A 16,843-nucleotide genomic window follows, 5' to 3' on the forward strand; every position below is an offset into this window, starting at 1 on the left:
GGCCCGGCCACCGGAAATTTTTCCTCCAGAAAGTTGTCCGACTGGCGCACGCCGCGCGCTCCTACCCATGAGTGGCCCACGGGCCAAGACCAGAACTCACGGGAAGCGAGAACACGATGGGCACAAAGTCAGCGCCCCACCTGCGGCCGGTACACGATGTCGAGGGCCCGTCCCTGCAATTTCGCACCATCCACGGCCACCGGCGCGCCTTCCGCACCGCCGGATCCGGACCCGCCCTGCTGCTGATCCACGGCGTCGGCGACAAGTCCGCTTCCTGGGGGCCGGTGCACGCCAAGCTCGCGCAACGGTTCACGGTCATCGCGCCCGACCTGCTGGGCCACGGCGAGTCCGACAAGCCGCGTGCCGACTACTCGCTGGCGGCGTTCGCCAACGGCATGCGCGATCTGCTCGCCGTGCTCGGCATCGACCGGGTGACCGTCGTCGGGCACTCGTTCGGTGGCGGGCTCGCCATGCAACTCGCCTATCAGTACCCGCACCTGGTCGAGCGCATCGTGCTGGTGAGCAGCGGAGGGGTCGCGCAGGACGTCTGCGTCGGCTTGCGGGCCGCGGCGATGCCGATGGGCAGCGAGGCGCTGGCCGTACTGCGCGCCCCCGGGGTGATGCCCGCGGTGCGACTGTTCGGACGGGCGGTCGAAAAGACCCTGGGCTCAACGAAGTTCGGGCGCGATGTCGGCGACGCCGTAAGCCTGCTCGAGGGTTTCCAGGACGCCAAAGCGCTGTCCGCGTTCGCCCGGACGCTGCGGTCGGTGGTGGATCGGCGCGGCCAGTTCGTCACCATGCTGGACCGAAGTTACCTTGTGGAACACGTTCCGGTGCAGATCATCTGGGGCGAGGACGATCCGATCATCCCCGTGCGGCATGCCCACATCGCCCACGAGGCGATGCCGGGCTCGCGCCTCGAGGTGTTCGAGGACTCCGGGCACATGCCGTTCAGCGACCACCCGGACCGCTTCGTCGAGGTTGTCGAGCGGTTCATCGACTCGACGCGACCGGCCCACTACGACCAGGACCGGCTGGCGTCGCTGCTGCGCACCGGAACCCACCCGGAGGCGGGTGTCGCGTCGGCGGCGTCCTAGGCGGATGGTGGCGAGCCGCGTCGTCCGGCTTCACCGCCTTGGCGGCGACCCACTGCGCCCGGCTACGCCGCGCTTGCGATCGCCGCGGCCGCACTCGCGATCGCCACTAGGCGGTCAAGGCGTCACGGATCTGCACGCCCGTGTCGAGCACCAAGAGGATGAGGGTGCGCAGGGCATCGTCGGTGAGGCCGCCGCCGGGGAAGTTGTAGCGCAGCATGACGTCGGCGGTCTTGGACGCGCCCCTGCCGGAGTTGCCACGGACGGCCTTGTCGGCGACTTTCTCCACCACCGTCACGCTGCCGAAGTTGACGTCGCGGGCCTGCTTGGCGGCCCGATCGCTGACCTTTCTGGTGAGCGGCAGGTCCCACGCCAGCACCTGGGTGAGCGACACCAGGTCCAGGCCGTCGGCGATGGTGACCACGCGCAGCGACGCGAAGGTGCCGTTGTGGCGGACCGTCAGCGCGCCGTCGGACTCTTGCTCGACGGGAAGGGCGTCGCTGAGAAGCGAAGCGAGCCGATCCTGCAGCGATGGCATCATGCGCTCCCGAATCTGCGATTGCGCGACGCGTACTCCTCGCACGCGGCCCACAGGTCGCGGCGGTCGTAGTCGGGCCACAGCTTGTCCTGGAAGATGAACTCGGCGTAGGCCGCCTGCCACAGCATGAAATTGCTGGACCGCTGCTCCCCCGACGTGCGCAGGAACAGGTCCACGTCGGGGATGTCGGGGCGCTGCATGTGACGGGCGATCGTCGACTCGTTGATCCGCTCGGGGTTCAGCCGGCCGGCGGCGGCCTCGCGCGCGATTTGCTTTGTCGCCTCGGCGATTTCGGTGCGCCCCCCGTAGTTCACGCAGTAGTTGATCGTGATCACGTCGTTGTTCCTCGTCATCTCCTCCGCCACCGCGAGCTCGTGAATCACGCTGCGCCACAGGCGCGGACGCGACCCGACCCAGCGGATCCGCACACCCATCTCGTTGAGGTTCTCCCGGCGCCGCCGCACCACGTCGCGGTTGAATCCCATGAGGAAGCGCACCTCCTCGGCGGAGCGCTTCCAGTTCTCGGTGGAGAAGGCATACAGGCTGAGCCACTTGATGCCGAGTTCGACCGCGCCGCAGGCGATGTCAATGACCACCGCCTCACCCATCTTGTGGCCCTCGGTGCGACGCAGCCCCCGCTGGGTGGCCCAGCGGCCGTTGCCGTCCATCACGATCGCGACATGGTTGGGCAACCGGTCGGCCGGGATCCGCGGCGCGGCCGCCTTCGAGACGTGCTGCGGTGGCCGCCGCGGGCCACCGCCGGGCAACGGCGGCAACTCGGGGAACACCACGGGCCAGGTCGACGTGTCGGGGAAGGTGGGGTAGTCGTCGGGCGCGGGGGGCAATTGGGGGAACTCGGCGGACGCCCGCCGTCGCTCGGCCCGGCTAGCCACAGTCCACGTCCTGGCCCGCCCGGTCGTACACGCGCTCCACCAGCGGCAGCGTCTTCAGTTGCCGCTCCAGGTGCCATTGCAGGTGGGCGGCCACCAATCCGCTGACGTAGCCGCGATGGGGCTGGGGCGCCTGTTCGGCGAACTCCCAGTCCCCGTCGTGCAGTGCGGACATCAGGTCCAGCACGCCCGGCGGCGGAGTGGTGGAACCGGCCGGACGGCAGTGCGCGCAGACGCTTCCGCCGGCCGCGATGTGGAACGCCCGGTGCGGGCCGGGTGTGGCGCAGCGGGCGCACTCGGTGATCGCCGGCGCCCACCCCGCGATGCCCATCGCGCGCAACAGGTAGGCGTCCAGTAGCAGGTCCCGGGGTCGGCGCCCGTCGGCCACCGCGCGCAGCGCGCCGACCGTGAGCCGGTGCAGCTCCGGGGCCGGCGCCCGTTCCTCGCCGGCGAGGCGTTCGGCGGTCTCCAGCATCGCGCATCCGCACGTGTACCGGCCGTAGTCGCTGACGATGTCGGTGGCGAACGCGTCGATGGCGACGACCTGGGTGACGATGTCGAGGTTGCGGCCGGGATGCAGTTGCACGTCGATGTGCGCGAACGGCTCCAGGCGCGCGCCGAATTTGCTGCGGGTGCGGCGGACGCCCTTGGCCACCGCGCGCACCAGACCGTGATCGCGGGTCAGCAGGGTGACGATCCGGTCGGCTTCGCCGAGCTTGTGCTGGCGCAGCACCACCGCCCGGTCTCGATACAGCCGCATCCGGACAATTCTGCCCCGTTGCCGCCGAGTCTGTTTTGGTGACACGCTCCGGGTATCAGGCGGGTAAATCACCCGTTGCATATTTCGTGAATTCTGATCCATACTTAGCCACACGGAATCGAGGAGGCTTCTCACATGACGATCGTTGACGTGCCGAGCGCCGTGCACATCGGCGCCGACGAGCTGCCGTTCGTCGACCTCGGGGACGGCTCCCGGCTGAAGGTGATCCAGGTCAAAGAGGCCGAGGGCCTCTGGATCGTCGAGAACGTCTTCCGCGCCGGCTACGAGGTGCAGCGCCACAAACACACCGGGCCGGTGTACGCCTACACGACGGCGGGCGCGTGGAGGTACAAGGAATACGACTACGTCAACCGCGCGGGCTCGTTCCTCTACGAACCGGCGGGGTCGATCCACACGCTGCGGGTTCTCGAGGACGACACCCACGTCTGGTTCCAGATCTACGGCGCCAACCTCAACCTCGACGCCGACGGCAACGTGGACAGCGTGGTCGACGGCGCGAGCGCCCTGGCGACCTATCGGACGCTGTGCGAGGCGGCCGGTCTGCCCAGCCCGAACGTCTTGACCGGCTGACACCATGACCAGCACCGCGTCGGTTCCCGTCGACCTGGCCAGCCCCGACACCTTCGTCGCGGGCGCGCCGCACGAGGCGCTGGCGGCGCTGCGGGACACCGATCCGGTGCACTGGCAGCCGATGGACAACGAACCGGGATTCTGGGCGGTCCTGCGCTACGCCGACGTCGTGCACGTCGCCCGCCACCCCGAAATCTTCTCGTCCCACCACGCGGGCGTCGTCGTCGAGGATCCGCCGCCCGACACGCTGGCCCGGATGCGCAACATGCTGCTGGCGATGGATCCGCCCCGCCACACGGCCCACCGGGGGCCGTTGTCCCCGCATTTCCGGCCCCGCGCGGTCGCGCGGCTCGAGGATCGGGTGCGCGCGATCTGCCGCGACATCATGGCCGGGGCGCGGGAGAAGGGCGAGGTCGAATTCGTTCACGAGGTCGCCGCCGGCCTGCCCACGCAGGTGATCGGCGAGTATTTCGGCCTGCCGCGCGGCGATTGGGACTACCTCCGAAAGCTGGCGGAGCGCACCACGTCCAGCCAGGATCCGGAGCTGGGCGACCCGACGGCCCCGAACTCCACCGGCGGGGGCGAGATGGCCGCCTACGCCGTCGAGTTCGCCGCCGCGAAACGCCGGCGTCCCCCCGCCGACGACCTGACCAGCGCCATATTGCACGCCGACTTCGGCGGCCGGCGGATGAGCGACGCCGACTTCGGCGACTTCTTCGTGCAGCTCGTCACCGCGGGCTTCGACACCACCAAGGCCATGCTGTCGTCCGGGCTGCTGACCCTGCTGCGCCACCCGGACCAGCTGGCCGAGCTGCGGGCCGACCCCTCGCTGCTGCCGGGCGCCGTCGAGGAGATCGTCCGCTACGACAACCCGCTGCACTACTTCCGGCGCACCGCGCTCGTCGACACCGAGCTCGCCGGCACCCGCATCGCGGCCGGGGACAAGGTGGCGATGTACTACACGTCGGCCAACAGGGACGACGCCGTGTTCACCAGCCCGCAGACGTTCGACATCCACCGCCGGCCCAACCACCACCTGTCGTTCGGCTTCGGGAGCCACTTCTGCCTCGGGGTGCACCTGGCCAGGCTCGAGGGCCGGGTGTTCTTCCGGGAGCTCCTCGAGTGGTCTCCGACGATCGAGCTCACCGGCGAGCCGGTCCGGGTCCGCTCCAACCTGAACAACTCGCTGAAACGCCTCCCCATCCTGCTGGCCGGCTGAGGCTCAACGCGCCGCGGACCAGCCATAACCACCCCGCTGCGCGCTCACGGGCGTCCGCGCCGATAGTCTCCTCACCTGTGATTGGCGCGTCCGCCCCTGATTTCGGGTCCGTTTCCGGGCCCCGTGGCCAGCGCCTGCCCACCCTCACTGACCTGCTCTATCAGCTGGCCAGCCGGGCCGTGACATCCAACACACTGGTACGCCGCTCGCTGCACGCGATCAACACCAGCCAGTCCACGCTCAACGCCTTCCGCGTGGTGCTCACCGAGTCGGCGCTGGCCGACGCGGCCGAGGCCGACCGCCGCCGGGCCGCCGGCGACACGGCGCCGCTGCTGGGCATCCCGATCGCGGTCAAGGACGCCGTCGACATCGCCGGCGTGCCCACGGCCTTCGGCACCGAGGGACACGTCCGGCCGGCCGCGCACGACTCGGAGGTGGTCCGCCGGCTGAAGGCCGCCGGCGCGGTGATCGTCGGCAAGACCAACACCTGCGAGCTGGGCCAGTGGCCGTTCACCAGCGGCCCCGGGTTCGGCCACACTCACAATCCGTGGTCGCGCCGGCACACCCCGGGCGGTTCGTCGGGGGGCAGCGCGGCCGCGGTGGCGGCCGGCCTGGTCACCGCGGCCATCGGCTCGGACGGCGCCGGCAGCGTCCGCGTCCCCGCCGCATGGACCCACCTGGTGGGCATCAAGCCGCAGCGCGGCCGCATCTCCACCTGGCCGCTGCCGGAGGCGTTCAACGGCCTCACGGTCAACGGGGTGCTGGCCCGCACGGTGGCCGACGCGGCGCTGGTGCTCGACGCGGCGTCGGGCAACGTCGACGGCGACCGGCACAAGCCGCCGCCGCTGACCGCCTCCGACTACGTGGGGATCGCGCCCGGACCGCTGAACATCGCGCTGTCCACCCGCTTCCCGTGGACCGGTTTCCGCGCCAAGTTGCACCCCGAGATCCTGGCGGCCACCCGCGCGGTGGCGCGGCAGCTCGAGCTGCTCGGTCACACCGTCGTGACCGGCAACCCGGACTACGGCAAGCGGTTGTCGTGGGACTTCGTCGTCCGAGCCACCGCGGGCCTGCGGGAGTGGGAGGAGCGGCTGGGCGACGGCGTCACGCTGGACCCGCGCACCATGTCCAACCTGCGCCTCGGTCACGTCCTCGGGGAGGCGATCCTGCGCAGCGCGCGGCTGCACGAGGTCGCCGCACAGCGCCGGGTGGGCTCGATCTTCGACATCGTCGACGTGGTTCTGGCGCCGACGACCGCCCAACCGCCGCCGCTGGCGCGCTCCTTCGACCGCATGGGCACCTACGGAACCGATCGGGCGATGGTGGCCGCGTGCCCGGTGACCTGGCCGTGGAACGTGCTGGGCTGGCCGTCCATCAGCGTTCCGGCGGGCTTCACGTCCGACGGCCTGCCGATCGGGGTGCAGCTGATGGGTCCGGCGAACAGCGAGGGCATGCTGATTTCGCTGGCGGCCGAGCTGGAGGCGGTGTGCGGGTGGGTGTCGAAGCAGCCCACGGCGTGGTGGCACCACAGCACGGAGACCCCGCCGGTGCCCGGCGCTCCCCCGCCGCGTCGCTAGTTTCACCGAAAACCCAAGCGTCACAGCGCGTTTGTGGGCGACGGCACCGGGTAGTCCGCCCCGGTGGAATCCCCTCACGATGCCTCGGACCTCGACGCGGTCGCGCGCAGCCACTTCGGGTGGGAGCGCCTGACCGGCGACCAACGCGAGGCGATGCGCGCGGTGCTGCGGGGCCGCGACGTGCTTGCCGTGCTACCGACCGGGTCCGGGAAGTCGGCGATCTACCAGGTGCCCTCGCTGCTGATCGACGGGTTGACGCTGGTGGTGTCGCCGCTGATCGCGTTGCAGGAGGACCAGATCAGCGCGATCGAGGACGGTGGTGCGGGCACCGCCGTTGCGATCAATTCCGGCCTGCGGGCCCGCGACCGGTGGCGCAGCTGGGACTTGATCGACAAGCGCGAGGCGGACTTCGTCTTCGTCGCCCCCGAGCAGCTGGCGAACGACGAGGTGGTGGCCCGGCTGGGTGCCGTGGGGCCGTCGCTGATCGTGGTGGACGAGGCGCACTGCGTGTCGGCGTGGGGGCATGACTTCCGGCCCGACTACCGGCGTCTCGCCGATGTCTTCCGGCGGCTCGGCGAGTCGATTCCCGTTGTGGCGCTGACGGCGACCGCGTCGGTGGTGGTGCGCCGCGACATCGTCGACCGCCTCGGTCTGCGCGACCCCGCCATCGTGGTCGCCGGCTTCGACCGGCCGAATCTGCGGCTCGCGGTCCAGCGTCACCTCGACGACGAGGACAAGCGGCGCGCGGTCCTCGACGCGCTGCCCGGGCTGCCCGGCCCCGGCCTGTTGTACGTGGCGACGCGCAGGGACGCGGAGTACTACGCGGAAGCGTTGCGGGACAAGGGGCTTACGACGGCCGCCTATCATGCGGGCATGTCGGCCGCCGAGCGCGACGACGTGCACACGGGATTCCGCGACGACGAGTACGAGGTCGTGGTGGCGACGTCGGCGTTCGGGATGGGAATCGACAAACCCAACGTGCGCTTCGTCGCGCACGCCTCGGCCCCCGACTCGCTGGACAGCTACTACCAACAGATCGGCCGCGCCGGGCGCGACGGCGATCAGGCGCTGGCATTGCTGTTCTACCGCCCGGAAGATCTTGGCCTGGCACGCTTTTTCTCCGGCGGCGGCCCGGACGAGGAGGCACTGCGCGCGGTGTCCGCCGTCCTCGACAGGTCCGACCCGACGCGGCTGAAAGACCTGCGCGACGGGCTCGACGTGCGCGGACGCACGCTCACCAACGCCGTCAACCTGCTCGAGGAGGCCGGCGCGGTGCGCTCCACCCGGAAGGGCTTTGTGAGCGCCGGCATGTCGACGGACGACGCGGTGACCGCGGCGTTGCGGGCGGCCGAGCTGCGGGAGCGGGTCGATCTCAGCCGCATCGAGATGATGCGCGGGTACGCCGAAACCACCAGCTGCCGAAGAGTTTTCCTGCTTTCCTATTTCGGCGAGCACCTGGGCGGCCCGTGCGGTAACTGCGACCTCTGCTCGGAGGCCGAGCGGCTCGACGCCGGATCCGACGAGCCCGCGTTGCCGATCGACACCGCGGTGCGACATCCCGAATTCGGGCCGGGCGTGGTCATCGGCGGCGACCGCGACCGCATCGTCGTGCTTTTCGAGCAGTTCGGCTACCGGACGTTGTCCGTGGCCGCGGTCCGCCAACACGGACTGCTCGAGGTCGTCGGGGCGGTGGCCGAACCGGCCTGACGGCAGCTAATTGCCGCGGGGCCTCGCCAGCACCCGGTTGCCGATCGCCTTGACCTCGTCGGGCAGCACGTGGTTGGCGGCGCCCATGACCTTCGTGAGGATCGAGCCGCCGACGACCTTCTGCCGGCCGCGCATCAGCGCCTCGAACCCCTGCCGGGCGACCAGTGCCGGGTCCTCCTTCGGCCCCTTGCCCATGAGGGAGTCGGTCATTTTCGCGCGGCTGAAGAAGTTGGTGTCGGTCGGGCCGGGCATCAACGCGGTGACAGTGATTGCCGTGTCGCGCAATTCGTCGCGGAGCGCCTCGGCGAACGACAGGATGAACGACTTGGAGGCGTTGTACACCGGCTGATACGGTCCCGGCATCTGCGCCGCGATCGACGAGGTGAACAGCACCTTGCCTTCGTCCCGATTCGCCATGTCGCGCAGCACCAGTTTGGCCAGGTGCACCGTCGAGCGCACGTTCAGATCCACGATGCTCAGGTCGTCGGCCAGTTCGCTCTTCAGGAACATCTCGCCGCGGCCGATGCCGGCGTTGAGCGCCGCGGCGGCCAGCACGCGGTCACCTTCGATCGTGCTCCGATAGAGGTGCTCGACGCCGTCGGGGCTGCGCAGGTCCACCTGCACGGGCTGCACGGAGGCGCTGTATTCGGACAGCCTGTCGGGCACGCCGTGAATGGTGTCGTCGTCGGCGGCCACCACGAGGTCGTAGCCGTGTTGGGCGAATTGCCTTGCCAGTTCGAAGCCGATGCCGCTGGACGCGCCGGTTACGAGCGCTAGTTGTGGTTGCGTCATGGGGCACGGCTACCCGTGGCATGGGCGGCGAAACCTCGACGCCGCGCCGGGATTGCGCAATCGGCCTGGGAGCTTTCCCCGCACCGAGACTGCGCTCACAGCGTCATGTTCGGACGAATCGCGCTCTGCACGCAGGCTCGGTGCCGCGACCGCAAGCTCGATGCCCGAAGCTCGGCCGCGATCAAAAGCCGAGACGGCCAAGCTGTTTGGGGTCGCTCTGCCAATTCTTGGCGACCTTGACCCTCAGGTCGAGGTAGACCTTGGTGCCGAGCAGCTTCTCGATCTGCCCGCGCGCCGCGGTGCCCACCTCGCGCAGGCGGGCGCCGCCCTTGCCGATGATGATTCCCTTCTGGCTGTCGCGCTCGACGAAGAGCAGCGCGTGCACGTCGATGAGGTCGTCGCGATCCTCGCGCGGGTTGACCTCGTCGATCACCACCGCCAGCGAGTGGGGCAGCTCGTCGCGCACCCCCTCGAGGGCGGCCTCGCGAATCAGCTCGGCCATCAGGGTTTCTTCCGGTTCGTCGGTCAGCTCCCCGTCGGGGTAGTACGCGGGGCCTTCGGGCAGCGCAGCGGCGAACACGTCGACGAGCACGTCGACCTGCTCACCCGTCGCCGCGGACACCGGGACGATCTCCGCATCGCCGACGAGCTCGCTGACCGCGACCAGCTGGGCGGCCACGCGGTCTTTGGGCACCTTGTCGATCTTGGTGACGACGGCCACCAGCGTCGTCTTCGGCGCGGTCGCGCGGATCTGGTCGACGATCCAGCGGTCGCCCGGGCCGATCGCCTCGTCCGCCGGGATACACAGTCCGATCACGTCGACCTCGGTGTAGGTGTCGCGTACCAGCTCGTTGAGCCGCTTGCCCAGCAGCGTCCGCGGCCGGTGCAGACCCGGGGTGTCGACGAGGATGATCTGGAAGTTCTCGCGGTGCACGATGCCCCGGATGGTGTGCCGGGTGGTCTGCGGCCTCTTGGAGGTGATGGCCACCTTGGTGCCGACCAGCGCGTTGGTGAGCGTGGACTTGCCGGTGTTGGGCCGGCCGACCAAACACACGAAGCCCGAACGGAATTCGGTCATGTCGCCGAACGTGAAGCTGTGGCGGGTTTTCGCCCGATTTTTCGCCGTGGTTTCACGCTCGGCGTCATGAATGTCCCACCCCATCGGAGCCGTCGGATTCGACCGGGCTCAACAGGACGGTGCCGATCCGCACGCGCCCGCGGTGGTCGGGGCCGCCCTCGGCGTGCAGCCGCAAGCCGTGCGACACCGCCTCGGCGCCCGGCAGCGGGACCCGGCCGAGTTCCAGGGCCAGCAGCCCGCCCACGGTGTCGACGTCGAGGTCGTCGTCGAACTCCACGCCGTAGAGCTCGCCGACGTCTTCGATCGGCAGGCGCGCCGAGACGCGGAAACGCTTGTCGCCCAACTCTTCTATCGGCGCAGTCTCGGCCTGGTCGTACTCGTCGGCGATCTCCCCGACGATCTCCTCGAGCACGTCCTCGATGCTGACCAGGCCGGCTATCGCCCCGTACTCGTCGACGAGCAGCGCCATGTGGATGCGGTCGCGCTGCATTTCGCGCAGCAACGCGTCCAGCGGCTTGGAGTCCGGCACGAACACCGCCGGGCGCATCACCTGCGCCACGGTGGTGGACTTGCCGCCGTCGCGCGCCAGAAGGGTCTGCTGCACAAGGTCTTTGAGGTACACCACCCCGACGATGTCGTCGACGTTCTCGCCGATGACCGGGATGCGGGAATGCCCGCTGCGCACGGCCAGGTTGATCGCCTGGCTGGCCGTCTTGTCGCTCTCGATCCAGATCATCTCGGTGCGGGGCACCATCACCTCGCGGGCCGGGGTGTCGCCGAGCTCGAAGACCGACTGGATCATCCGGCGCTCGTCGGCGGCGACGACGCCGCGCTGCTGGGCCAGGTCGACCACCTCGCGCAGTTCGATCTCGGACGCGAACGGCCCGTTGCGCAGGCCGCGGCCCGGGGTGAGCGCGTTGCCGAGGACCACCAGCAACCGGCTGAGCGGCATCAGCAGCCACGAGATCAGCCGCAGCGGAAGGGCCGTCGCCAGCGAGATCGAGTAGGCGTGCTGGCGGCCCAGGGTCCGCGGCCCCACCCCGATGACGACGAAGCTCGTCACCACCATGATGGCCGCGGCGCCGAACACCGCCCACTTCATGCCGAAATTGTCGTAGAGAAACACCACCAGCAGCACGGTGGCGGTGATCTCGCACGCGATCCGCAGCAGCACCACCAGGTTGATGTAGCGCGGCCGCTCGGACATCACCGCGCACAGCGACACCGCGCCGGGTCGTTCCTCACGGACCAGTTCCTCGACCCGCGCCAGCGACACCGTGCTGATGGCGGCGTCCACCGCGCCGAACACGCCGCCCATGGCGATCAGGACGATCGCGCCCAGCAGCTGCGAAACGCCCGTCAATTGTCGAAATACCTTGACTTGTCCAGCAGTCGGCGGTCGCGCTCGGACTGGCGGTCCTGCTCGTAGGCCTCGACCTGCTCGGCGACCCACTCCTCGAGCAGCCGCGCCTGCAGGTCGAACATCTCCTTCTCCTCGGCTGGTTCGCCGTGGTCGTAGCCGAGGAGATGCAGGACGCCGTGGATGGTCAGCAGCGCGAGCTCGTGACCCAGGCTGTGGCCCGCCGCGGCCGCCTGCTCGGCGGCGAACTCCGGGCACAACACGATGTCGCCGAGCATCGACGGCCCCGGCTCCGGTGCGTCGGGCCGCCCGCCCGGCTCGAGCTCGTCCATGGGAAAGCTCATCACGTCGGTCGGACCGGGCAGGTCCATCCAGCGCATGTGCAGGTCGGCCATGGCAGCGGTGTCCAGCAGTACCATCGACAGCTCCGCGGCGGGGTTCACGTCCATCTTGGCGATGACGAACCGCGCCACGCTGACCAATTCGGCCTCGGAGACGTCGATGCCCGACTCGTTGGAGACTTCAACGCTCATGCGGGTCCTGTCACCGGCGGCCGCGGGACCCCGACGCGCGCCGCGCCGCCCGGTTCACCGCCAGCCCCGGTTCCTCGAATTTGGCGTAGGCGTCGACGATTTCGGAGACCAGCCGGTGGCGCACCACGTCGACACTGGTCAGCTCGGCGACGTGGATGTCGTCGACGCTGTCCAGGATCTCCATGGCCGCCCGCAACCCCGACCGGGCGCCCCCCGGCAGGTCGACCTGCGTGATGTCGCCGGTGACAACGATTTTCGAGCCGAAGCCGAGGCGGGTGAGGAACATCTTCATCTGCTCGGGGGTAGTGTTCTGCGCCTCGTCGAGCACGATGAAGGCGTTGTTCAAGGTTCTACCCCGCATGTACGCCAGCGGCGCCACCTCGATGACGCCGGCCGACATCAGCTTCGGAATGAGTTCGGCGTCCATCATGTCGTACAGGGCGTCGTACAGCGGCCGCAGGTACGGGTCGATCTTCTCGCTCAGCGTCCCCGGCAGAAAGCCAAGGCGCTCACCGGCTTCCACCGCCGGGCGGGTGAGGATGATGCGGCTCACCTGCTTGGTCTGCAGCGCGCGCACGGCCTTGGCCATCGCGAGGTACGTCTTCCCCGTGCCCGCCGGGCCGACCCCGAACACGATGGTGTTGGCGTCGATCGCGTCGACGTAGCGCTTCTGGTTGAGCGTCTTGGGCCGAATCGTGTTGCCGCGGCGCGACAGGATGTCGAGGGTGAGCACCTCGGCCGGCGACTCGTCGCCGGTGCCCCCGACGAGCATCGCCACGCTGTGGCGCACCACCTCCGGGGTCAGCGGCTGGCCGCCGGCCACGATGGCGATCAACTCGGAGAGCGCCCGCTCGGCGAGGGCGACATCGGCCGGCTCACCGGAGATGGTGACGGCGTTGCCGCGCACGTGCAGCTCGGCGTTCAGGGTGCGTTCGAGGGCGCGCAGGTTCTCATCCGCGGAGCCGAGCAGGCCCACGACGAGGTCGGGCGGAACATCGATGCTGCTGCGAACCTGGGCGTCAGCAGCGCTGGTTTCGCGGGGCGTCACGTGGTTTTCGATGCCTGCTTTCTTGCAAAGTGCAATGCGGTGATGTCGAAAAGCCAGTCTACCGCCGGGGCTCAGCCCGTCCCAATGTTCGCCCAGCGCCGATTGTGAATCCTGCGACGAGTCACCGGCGCGTCGCGTCGTCGATTTCGCAGTCGGCGCCCGCGTCCCAACGGGCGGTCAGCACCCCCAGTGCGCCCAGCGCCACCGCCGCCGCGGTCGAGGTCCGCAGCACCTGCGGGCCGAGCCGGACCGCCACGGCGCCCGCGTCGGCCAGGGCGGACATCTCCTCCGGCGCGATCCCGCCCTCCGGTCCGACCACCAGCAGCACCGAACCCGCATCGGCCAGATGGGCACCGGTGAGCCGCTCGGTCGCCGACTCGTGCAACGCCAGCACCGCCGCCCCGGCGGCCGCCTCCTCGCGGACCCACCGAACCATCGCCGCGGTGGTCAGCACGCCGTCGACGGCCGGGATGTGTGCGCGGCGGGATTGGCGGGCCGCCGTGCGGGCCACGGCGCGCCATCGTCGCAGGCCCTTCTCCGCCCGGTTACCCTCCCAGTTCGCCACGCAGCGGGCGGCCTGCCAGGCGAGGAACCCGTCGGCCCCCGCCTCGGTGGCCAGTTCGACCGCCAGCTCGGAGCGCTCCGACTTCGGCAGCGCCTGCACCACCGTCACCGCGGGCCGGGCGGGTTCGACGCTCCAGCGCTCCAGCACCCGCGCCCGCAGCCCGTCCCGCCCGGCGTGCTCGACCCGGCACTGCCCGAGGCAGCCGGCACCGTCACCGAGGACGAGTTGCTCGCCGACGCGGATCCGGCGCACGGTCGCGGCGTGAAATCCCTCGTCGCCGGCGACGACGGCCAGCTCACCTGCGTCGGGAAGCGCGTCGACGTAGAACAGGGTGGCCACCATAAGGCGGAAAGCCCCCGGGCTAGCGCCCGGTGAAGGTCTCGCGCAATCGGCTGAACAACCCGCCTCCGGCGTGCGTCGAGCGCACCTCGGGCACGTCGCGGCCGCGGCGGTTCTTCAGCTCGCGCAGCAGTTCGCTGTCGTGATGGTCCAGGCGCGTGGGAACCAGCACCTCGACGTGCACGTGCAGGTTGCCGCGGGCACCGGAGCGCAGGTGCGGCATGCCGTGGCCCCGCAGGGTGATCACCGCGCCGGGCTGGGTGCCGGGCGGAATGGTGATCTCACTCAGGCCGTCGATGATCGCGCCGATGGTGACGGTCGCGCCCAGCGCCGCGTCCCACATCGGCACCGACACCGTGCAGTGCAGGTCGTCGCCCTCGCGGACGAAGACGTCGTGGGGCTGCTCATGCACCTCGACGTACAGGTCGCCGGCCGGCCCGCCGCCCGGACCGACCTCACCCTGCGCGGCGAGGCGGACCCGCATTCCCTCGCCCACACCGGCGGGAATTTTCACGCTGATCTCCCGGCGGGCGCGAACCCGGCCGTCGCCCATGCACTGGTGGCACGGGTCCGGAATCACGGTTCCGACGCCGCGGCAGGTGGGGCACGGCCGCGACGTCACCATCTGGCCGAGCAGCGAGCGCTGGACGGTCTGCACCTCACCGCGGCCGCCGCACGTGTCACACGGGATGGGCGCGGAGTCGCCGTTGGTGCCCTTGCCCTGGCACCGATCGCACAGCACCGCGGTGTCGACCGTGACCTGCTTGGTGACGCCGGTCGCGCACTCCTCGAGATCCAGCCGCATCCGCAGCAGCGAGTCCGAGCCCGGACGAACGCGCCCGACCGGCCCGCGCCCGCCCGACGCCTGCCCGAAGCCCCCGCCGAAGAACGCCTCGAAGACGTCGCCCAGGTTGCCGAAGCCGCCGAACCCGCCGCCGGCGGCCGCGGCGTTCTCCAGCGGGTCGCCGCCCAGGTCGACGATCCGGCGCTTCTCCGGATCGCTGAGCACCTCGTAGGCGGCGCTGATCTCCTTGAACTTCGCCTGCGCGGCCTCGTCCGGATTGACGTCGGGATGCAGTTCGCGGGCCAGCTTGCGGTACGCGCGCTTGATCTCCGCGTCGCTGGCGTTCCTGCTCACGCCGAGCAGCCCGTAATAGTCGCGTGCCACGCCTGACCTTTCTAGGCCTTCTTCATCTGTTGCGGGTGCGCGGTCATCGGGCACCCAGGACTTCGCCGATATAGAGAGCAACCGCGGCGACGCTGGCAATAGTTCCCGGATAGTCCATCCGGGTGGGCCCCAGCACACCCATTCCGCCGTACACGGTGTCCGAGGTGCCGTAGGCGGTGGTCACCATCGCCGTGCCGGCCATCTCCTCGACCGCCGTCTCGTGACCGATCCGCACGGTCACCTTGCCCGCCTCCTGCTGGGCCGCCAGCAACCGCAGCACCACGACCTGCTCCTCGAGCGCCTCCAGGATCGAACGCAAGGAGCCGCCGAAATCCGCGGCGTTGCGGGTCAGGTTGGCGGTGCCGCCCATCAGCAGCCGCTCCTCGGTGTGCTCGACCAGCGACTCCAGCAGCACCGTGGCCGAGCGGCCGACCGCGTCGCCCAGGCCGTCCGGGCTGCGCAGCCGCCCCGCCAGGTCGGCCACCGCGACGGACGCGGCCGGCAGCTTCTTGCCGACCAGCGCCTGGCCGAGCATGTCGCGCAACTGCGACAGCTGGTGGTCGTCGATCACGTCACCGAGCTCGACGATGCGCTGGTCCACGCGGCCGGAGTCGGTGATGACCACCATCAGCAGCCGGGCGGGGGTGAGGGCGATGACCTCGAGGTGACGCACCGTGGACGAGGTCAGCGTCGGGTACTGCACCACGGCGACCTGGCGGGTCAGCTGGGCGAGCAGCCGCACGGCGCGGCGCAGCACGTCGTCGAGGTCGACGCCGGACTCGAGGAAGTGCTGGATCGCGCGCCGCTCGGCCGACGACAGCGGCTTGACGTCGTCGAGGCGATCGACGAACTCGCGGTAGCCCTTCTCGGTGGGCACCCGCCCGGAGCTGGTGTGCGGCTGGGTGATGTAGCCCTCGGCTTCGAGCACCGCCATGTCGTTGCGGACGGTCGCCGACGAGACCCCGAGGTTGTGGCGTTCGACCAGCGTCTTGGAACCGATGGGTTCCTTCGTGGCGACGAAGTCGGCGACGATGGCGCGCAGCACCTCGAAGCGACGGTCGTCGGCACTTCCCATGTGCTGTCACCTCCCTGACACCGCGTGGACGCTTCGGCCATTTTACGGGGTCGGGATGCCCGAACCGCCAATCAGCAGGCGTCCGGGGCGTCCGTGAGCCGTCGCTGCGCAAACGATTTCCGGCTAGCCTGTCCCCCATGACGAGGTCGGCCCGACGCGATGCCTGCGGGGGGATCCGCCGATGATCTTCAAGGGCGTGCGCGACGGCAAGCCGTACCCCGAACACGGGCTGTCCTACCGCGACTGGTCGCAGATCCCTCCCCAGCAGATCAGGCTCGACGAGTTGGTCACCACCACGACGGTTTTGGCGCTGGACCGCCTGCTCTCGGAGGACTCCACCTTCTACGGCGACCTGTTCCCGCACGCGGTGCGGTGGCGGGGCGTCACCTACCTCGAAGATGGCCTGCATCGTGCCGTGCGCGCGGCGCTGCGGAACCGGACGGTGCTGCACGCCCGGATCCTGGACATGGACATGCCGCTCAGCCAACAGGGGTAACCGGGCGGCCGGT

16 protein-coding genes and 1 pseudogene are annotated in these 16,843 nt (G+C 70.0%); 6 read left to right on the plus strand and 11 right to left on the minus strand.

Translation table 11 applies throughout. From position 1 onward, the window contains the following. Positions 1–116: 116 nt before the first annotated feature. Positions 117–1,058 (plus strand): annotated as a pseudogene (locus tag GPY60_RS13080) (alpha/beta fold hydrolase); the annotation flags it as partial. 145 nt (positions 1,059–1,203) lie between these two features. Here the strand turns inward: GPY60_RS13080 and GPY60_RS13085 are convergent. From GPY60_RS13085 to recO, 3 genes are read right to left on the minus strand one after another with little or no spacing between them, the layout of a single operon-like run. Next, a complete protein-coding gene (locus tag GPY60_RS13085) occupies positions 1,204–1,632 on the minus strand; it encodes a hypothetical protein (protein ID WP_156688096.1) in 429 nt (142 codons plus the stop codon). Next, positions 1,632–2,525 (minus strand): decaprenyl diphosphate synthase, encoded by an 894-nt coding sequence (locus GPY60_RS13090; protein ID WP_156688097.1) that lies wholly within the window; start codon positions 2,523–2,525, stop codon positions 1,632–1,634. The genes GPY60_RS13085 and GPY60_RS13090 overlap by 1 nt, the downstream gene beginning before the upstream one ends. After that, positions 2,518–3,282, minus strand: coding sequence for a DNA repair protein RecO (gene recO / locus GPY60_RS13095; RefSeq protein ID WP_156688098.1), 765 nt, complete (start codon positions 3,280–3,282; stop codon positions 2,518–2,520). Before recO ends, GPY60_RS13090 begins: the two co-directional genes overlap by 8 nt. A 135-nt stretch (positions 3,283–3,417) precedes the next feature. Here recO and GPY60_RS13100 point away from each other — a divergent pair, with 135 nt between their 5' ends. From GPY60_RS13100 to GPY60_RS13115, 4 genes are all read left to right on the plus strand, one after another. Next, positions 3,418–3,873: a 2,4'-dihydroxyacetophenone dioxygenase family protein gene (locus GPY60_RS13100; RefSeq protein WP_156688099.1), complete on the plus strand. Its 456-nt coding sequence runs from the start codon at positions 3,418–3,420 to the stop codon at positions 3,871–3,873. A 4-nt stretch (positions 3,874–3,877) separates the two neighbouring features. After that, complete coding sequence (locus tag GPY60_RS13105; RefSeq protein ID WP_156688100.1) at positions 3,878–5,092, plus strand: cytochrome P450; 1,215 nt, start codon at positions 3,878–3,880, stop codon at positions 5,090–5,092. Between the two features lie 77 nt (positions 5,093–5,169). Further along, positions 5,170–6,669: an amidase gene (locus GPY60_RS13110; protein WP_156688101.1), complete on the plus strand. Its 1,500-nt coding sequence runs from the start codon at positions 5,170–5,172 to the stop codon at positions 6,667–6,669. A gap of 63 nt (positions 6,670–6,732) precedes the next feature. After that, on the plus strand, positions 6,733–8,376 hold the full coding sequence (locus GPY60_RS13115) for a RecQ family ATP-dependent DNA helicase (protein ID WP_231639637.1): 1,644 nt from the start codon (positions 6,733–6,735) through the stop codon (positions 8,374–8,376). A gap of 6 nt (positions 8,377–8,382) precedes the next feature. Here the strand turns inward: GPY60_RS13115 and GPY60_RS13120 are convergent, their stop codons facing one another. From GPY60_RS13120 to hrcA, 8 genes are all read right to left on the minus strand, one after another. After that, positions 8,383–9,168, minus strand: a complete 786-nt coding sequence (locus tag GPY60_RS13120) for an SDR family NAD(P)-dependent oxidoreductase (protein ID WP_156688102.1) — start codon at positions 9,166–9,168, stop codon at positions 8,383–8,385. A 181-nt stretch (positions 9,169–9,349) separates the two neighbouring features. Continuing rightward, positions 9,350–10,246: a GTPase Era gene (gene era / locus GPY60_RS13125; protein ID WP_156688103.1), complete on the minus strand. Its 897-nt coding sequence runs from the start codon at positions 10,244–10,246 to the stop codon at positions 9,350–9,352. A 64-nt stretch (positions 10,247–10,310) separates the two neighbouring features. Then, complete coding sequence (locus tag GPY60_RS13130; protein ID WP_156688104.1) at positions 10,311–11,609, minus strand: hemolysin family protein; 1,299 nt, start codon at positions 11,607–11,609, stop codon at positions 10,311–10,313. Then, a complete protein-coding gene (gene ybeY / locus GPY60_RS13135) occupies positions 11,606–12,139 on the minus strand; it encodes an rRNA maturation RNase YbeY (RefSeq protein WP_156688105.1) in 534 nt (177 codons plus the stop codon). Before ybeY ends, GPY60_RS13130 begins: the two co-directional genes overlap by 4 nt. Before the next feature lie 10 nt (positions 12,140–12,149). Further along, positions 12,150–13,187, minus strand: a complete 1,038-nt coding sequence (locus GPY60_RS13140; RefSeq protein WP_156688106.1) for a PhoH family protein — start codon at positions 13,185–13,187, stop codon at positions 12,150–12,152. A gap of 121 nt (positions 13,188–13,308) precedes the next feature. Further along, positions 13,309–14,094, minus strand: a complete 786-nt coding sequence (locus tag GPY60_RS13145) for a 16S rRNA (uracil(1498)-N(3))-methyltransferase (RefSeq protein WP_156688107.1) — start codon at positions 14,092–14,094, stop codon at positions 13,309–13,311. Between the two features lie 19 nt (positions 14,095–14,113). Then, positions 14,114–15,259, minus strand: a complete 1,146-nt coding sequence (gene dnaJ / locus GPY60_RS13150; protein ID WP_156688108.1) for a molecular chaperone DnaJ — start codon at positions 15,257–15,259, stop codon at positions 14,114–14,116. A gap of 43 nt (positions 15,260–15,302) precedes the next feature. Continuing rightward, complete coding sequence (hrcA, locus tag GPY60_RS13155) at positions 15,303–16,334, minus strand: heat-inducible transcriptional repressor HrcA (protein ID WP_156688109.1); 1,032 nt, start codon at positions 16,332–16,334, stop codon at positions 15,303–15,305. Between the two features lie 181 nt (positions 16,335–16,515). Here hrcA and GPY60_RS13160 point away from each other — a divergent pair, with 181 nt between their 5' ends. Further along, positions 16,516–16,830 (plus strand): type II toxin-antitoxin system VapB family antitoxin, encoded by a 315-nt coding sequence (locus GPY60_RS13160; protein ID WP_156688110.1) that lies wholly within the window; start codon positions 16,516–16,518, stop codon positions 16,828–16,830. Positions 16,831–16,843 lie beyond the last annotated feature (13 nt).

Origin of the sequence: Mycobacterium sp. Marseille-P9652 (genome assembly GCF_902652685.1) — a bacterium.
In the GTDB taxonomy this organism is placed as follows: domain Bacteria; phylum Actinomycetota; class Actinomycetes; order Mycobacteriales; family Mycobacteriaceae; genus Mycobacterium.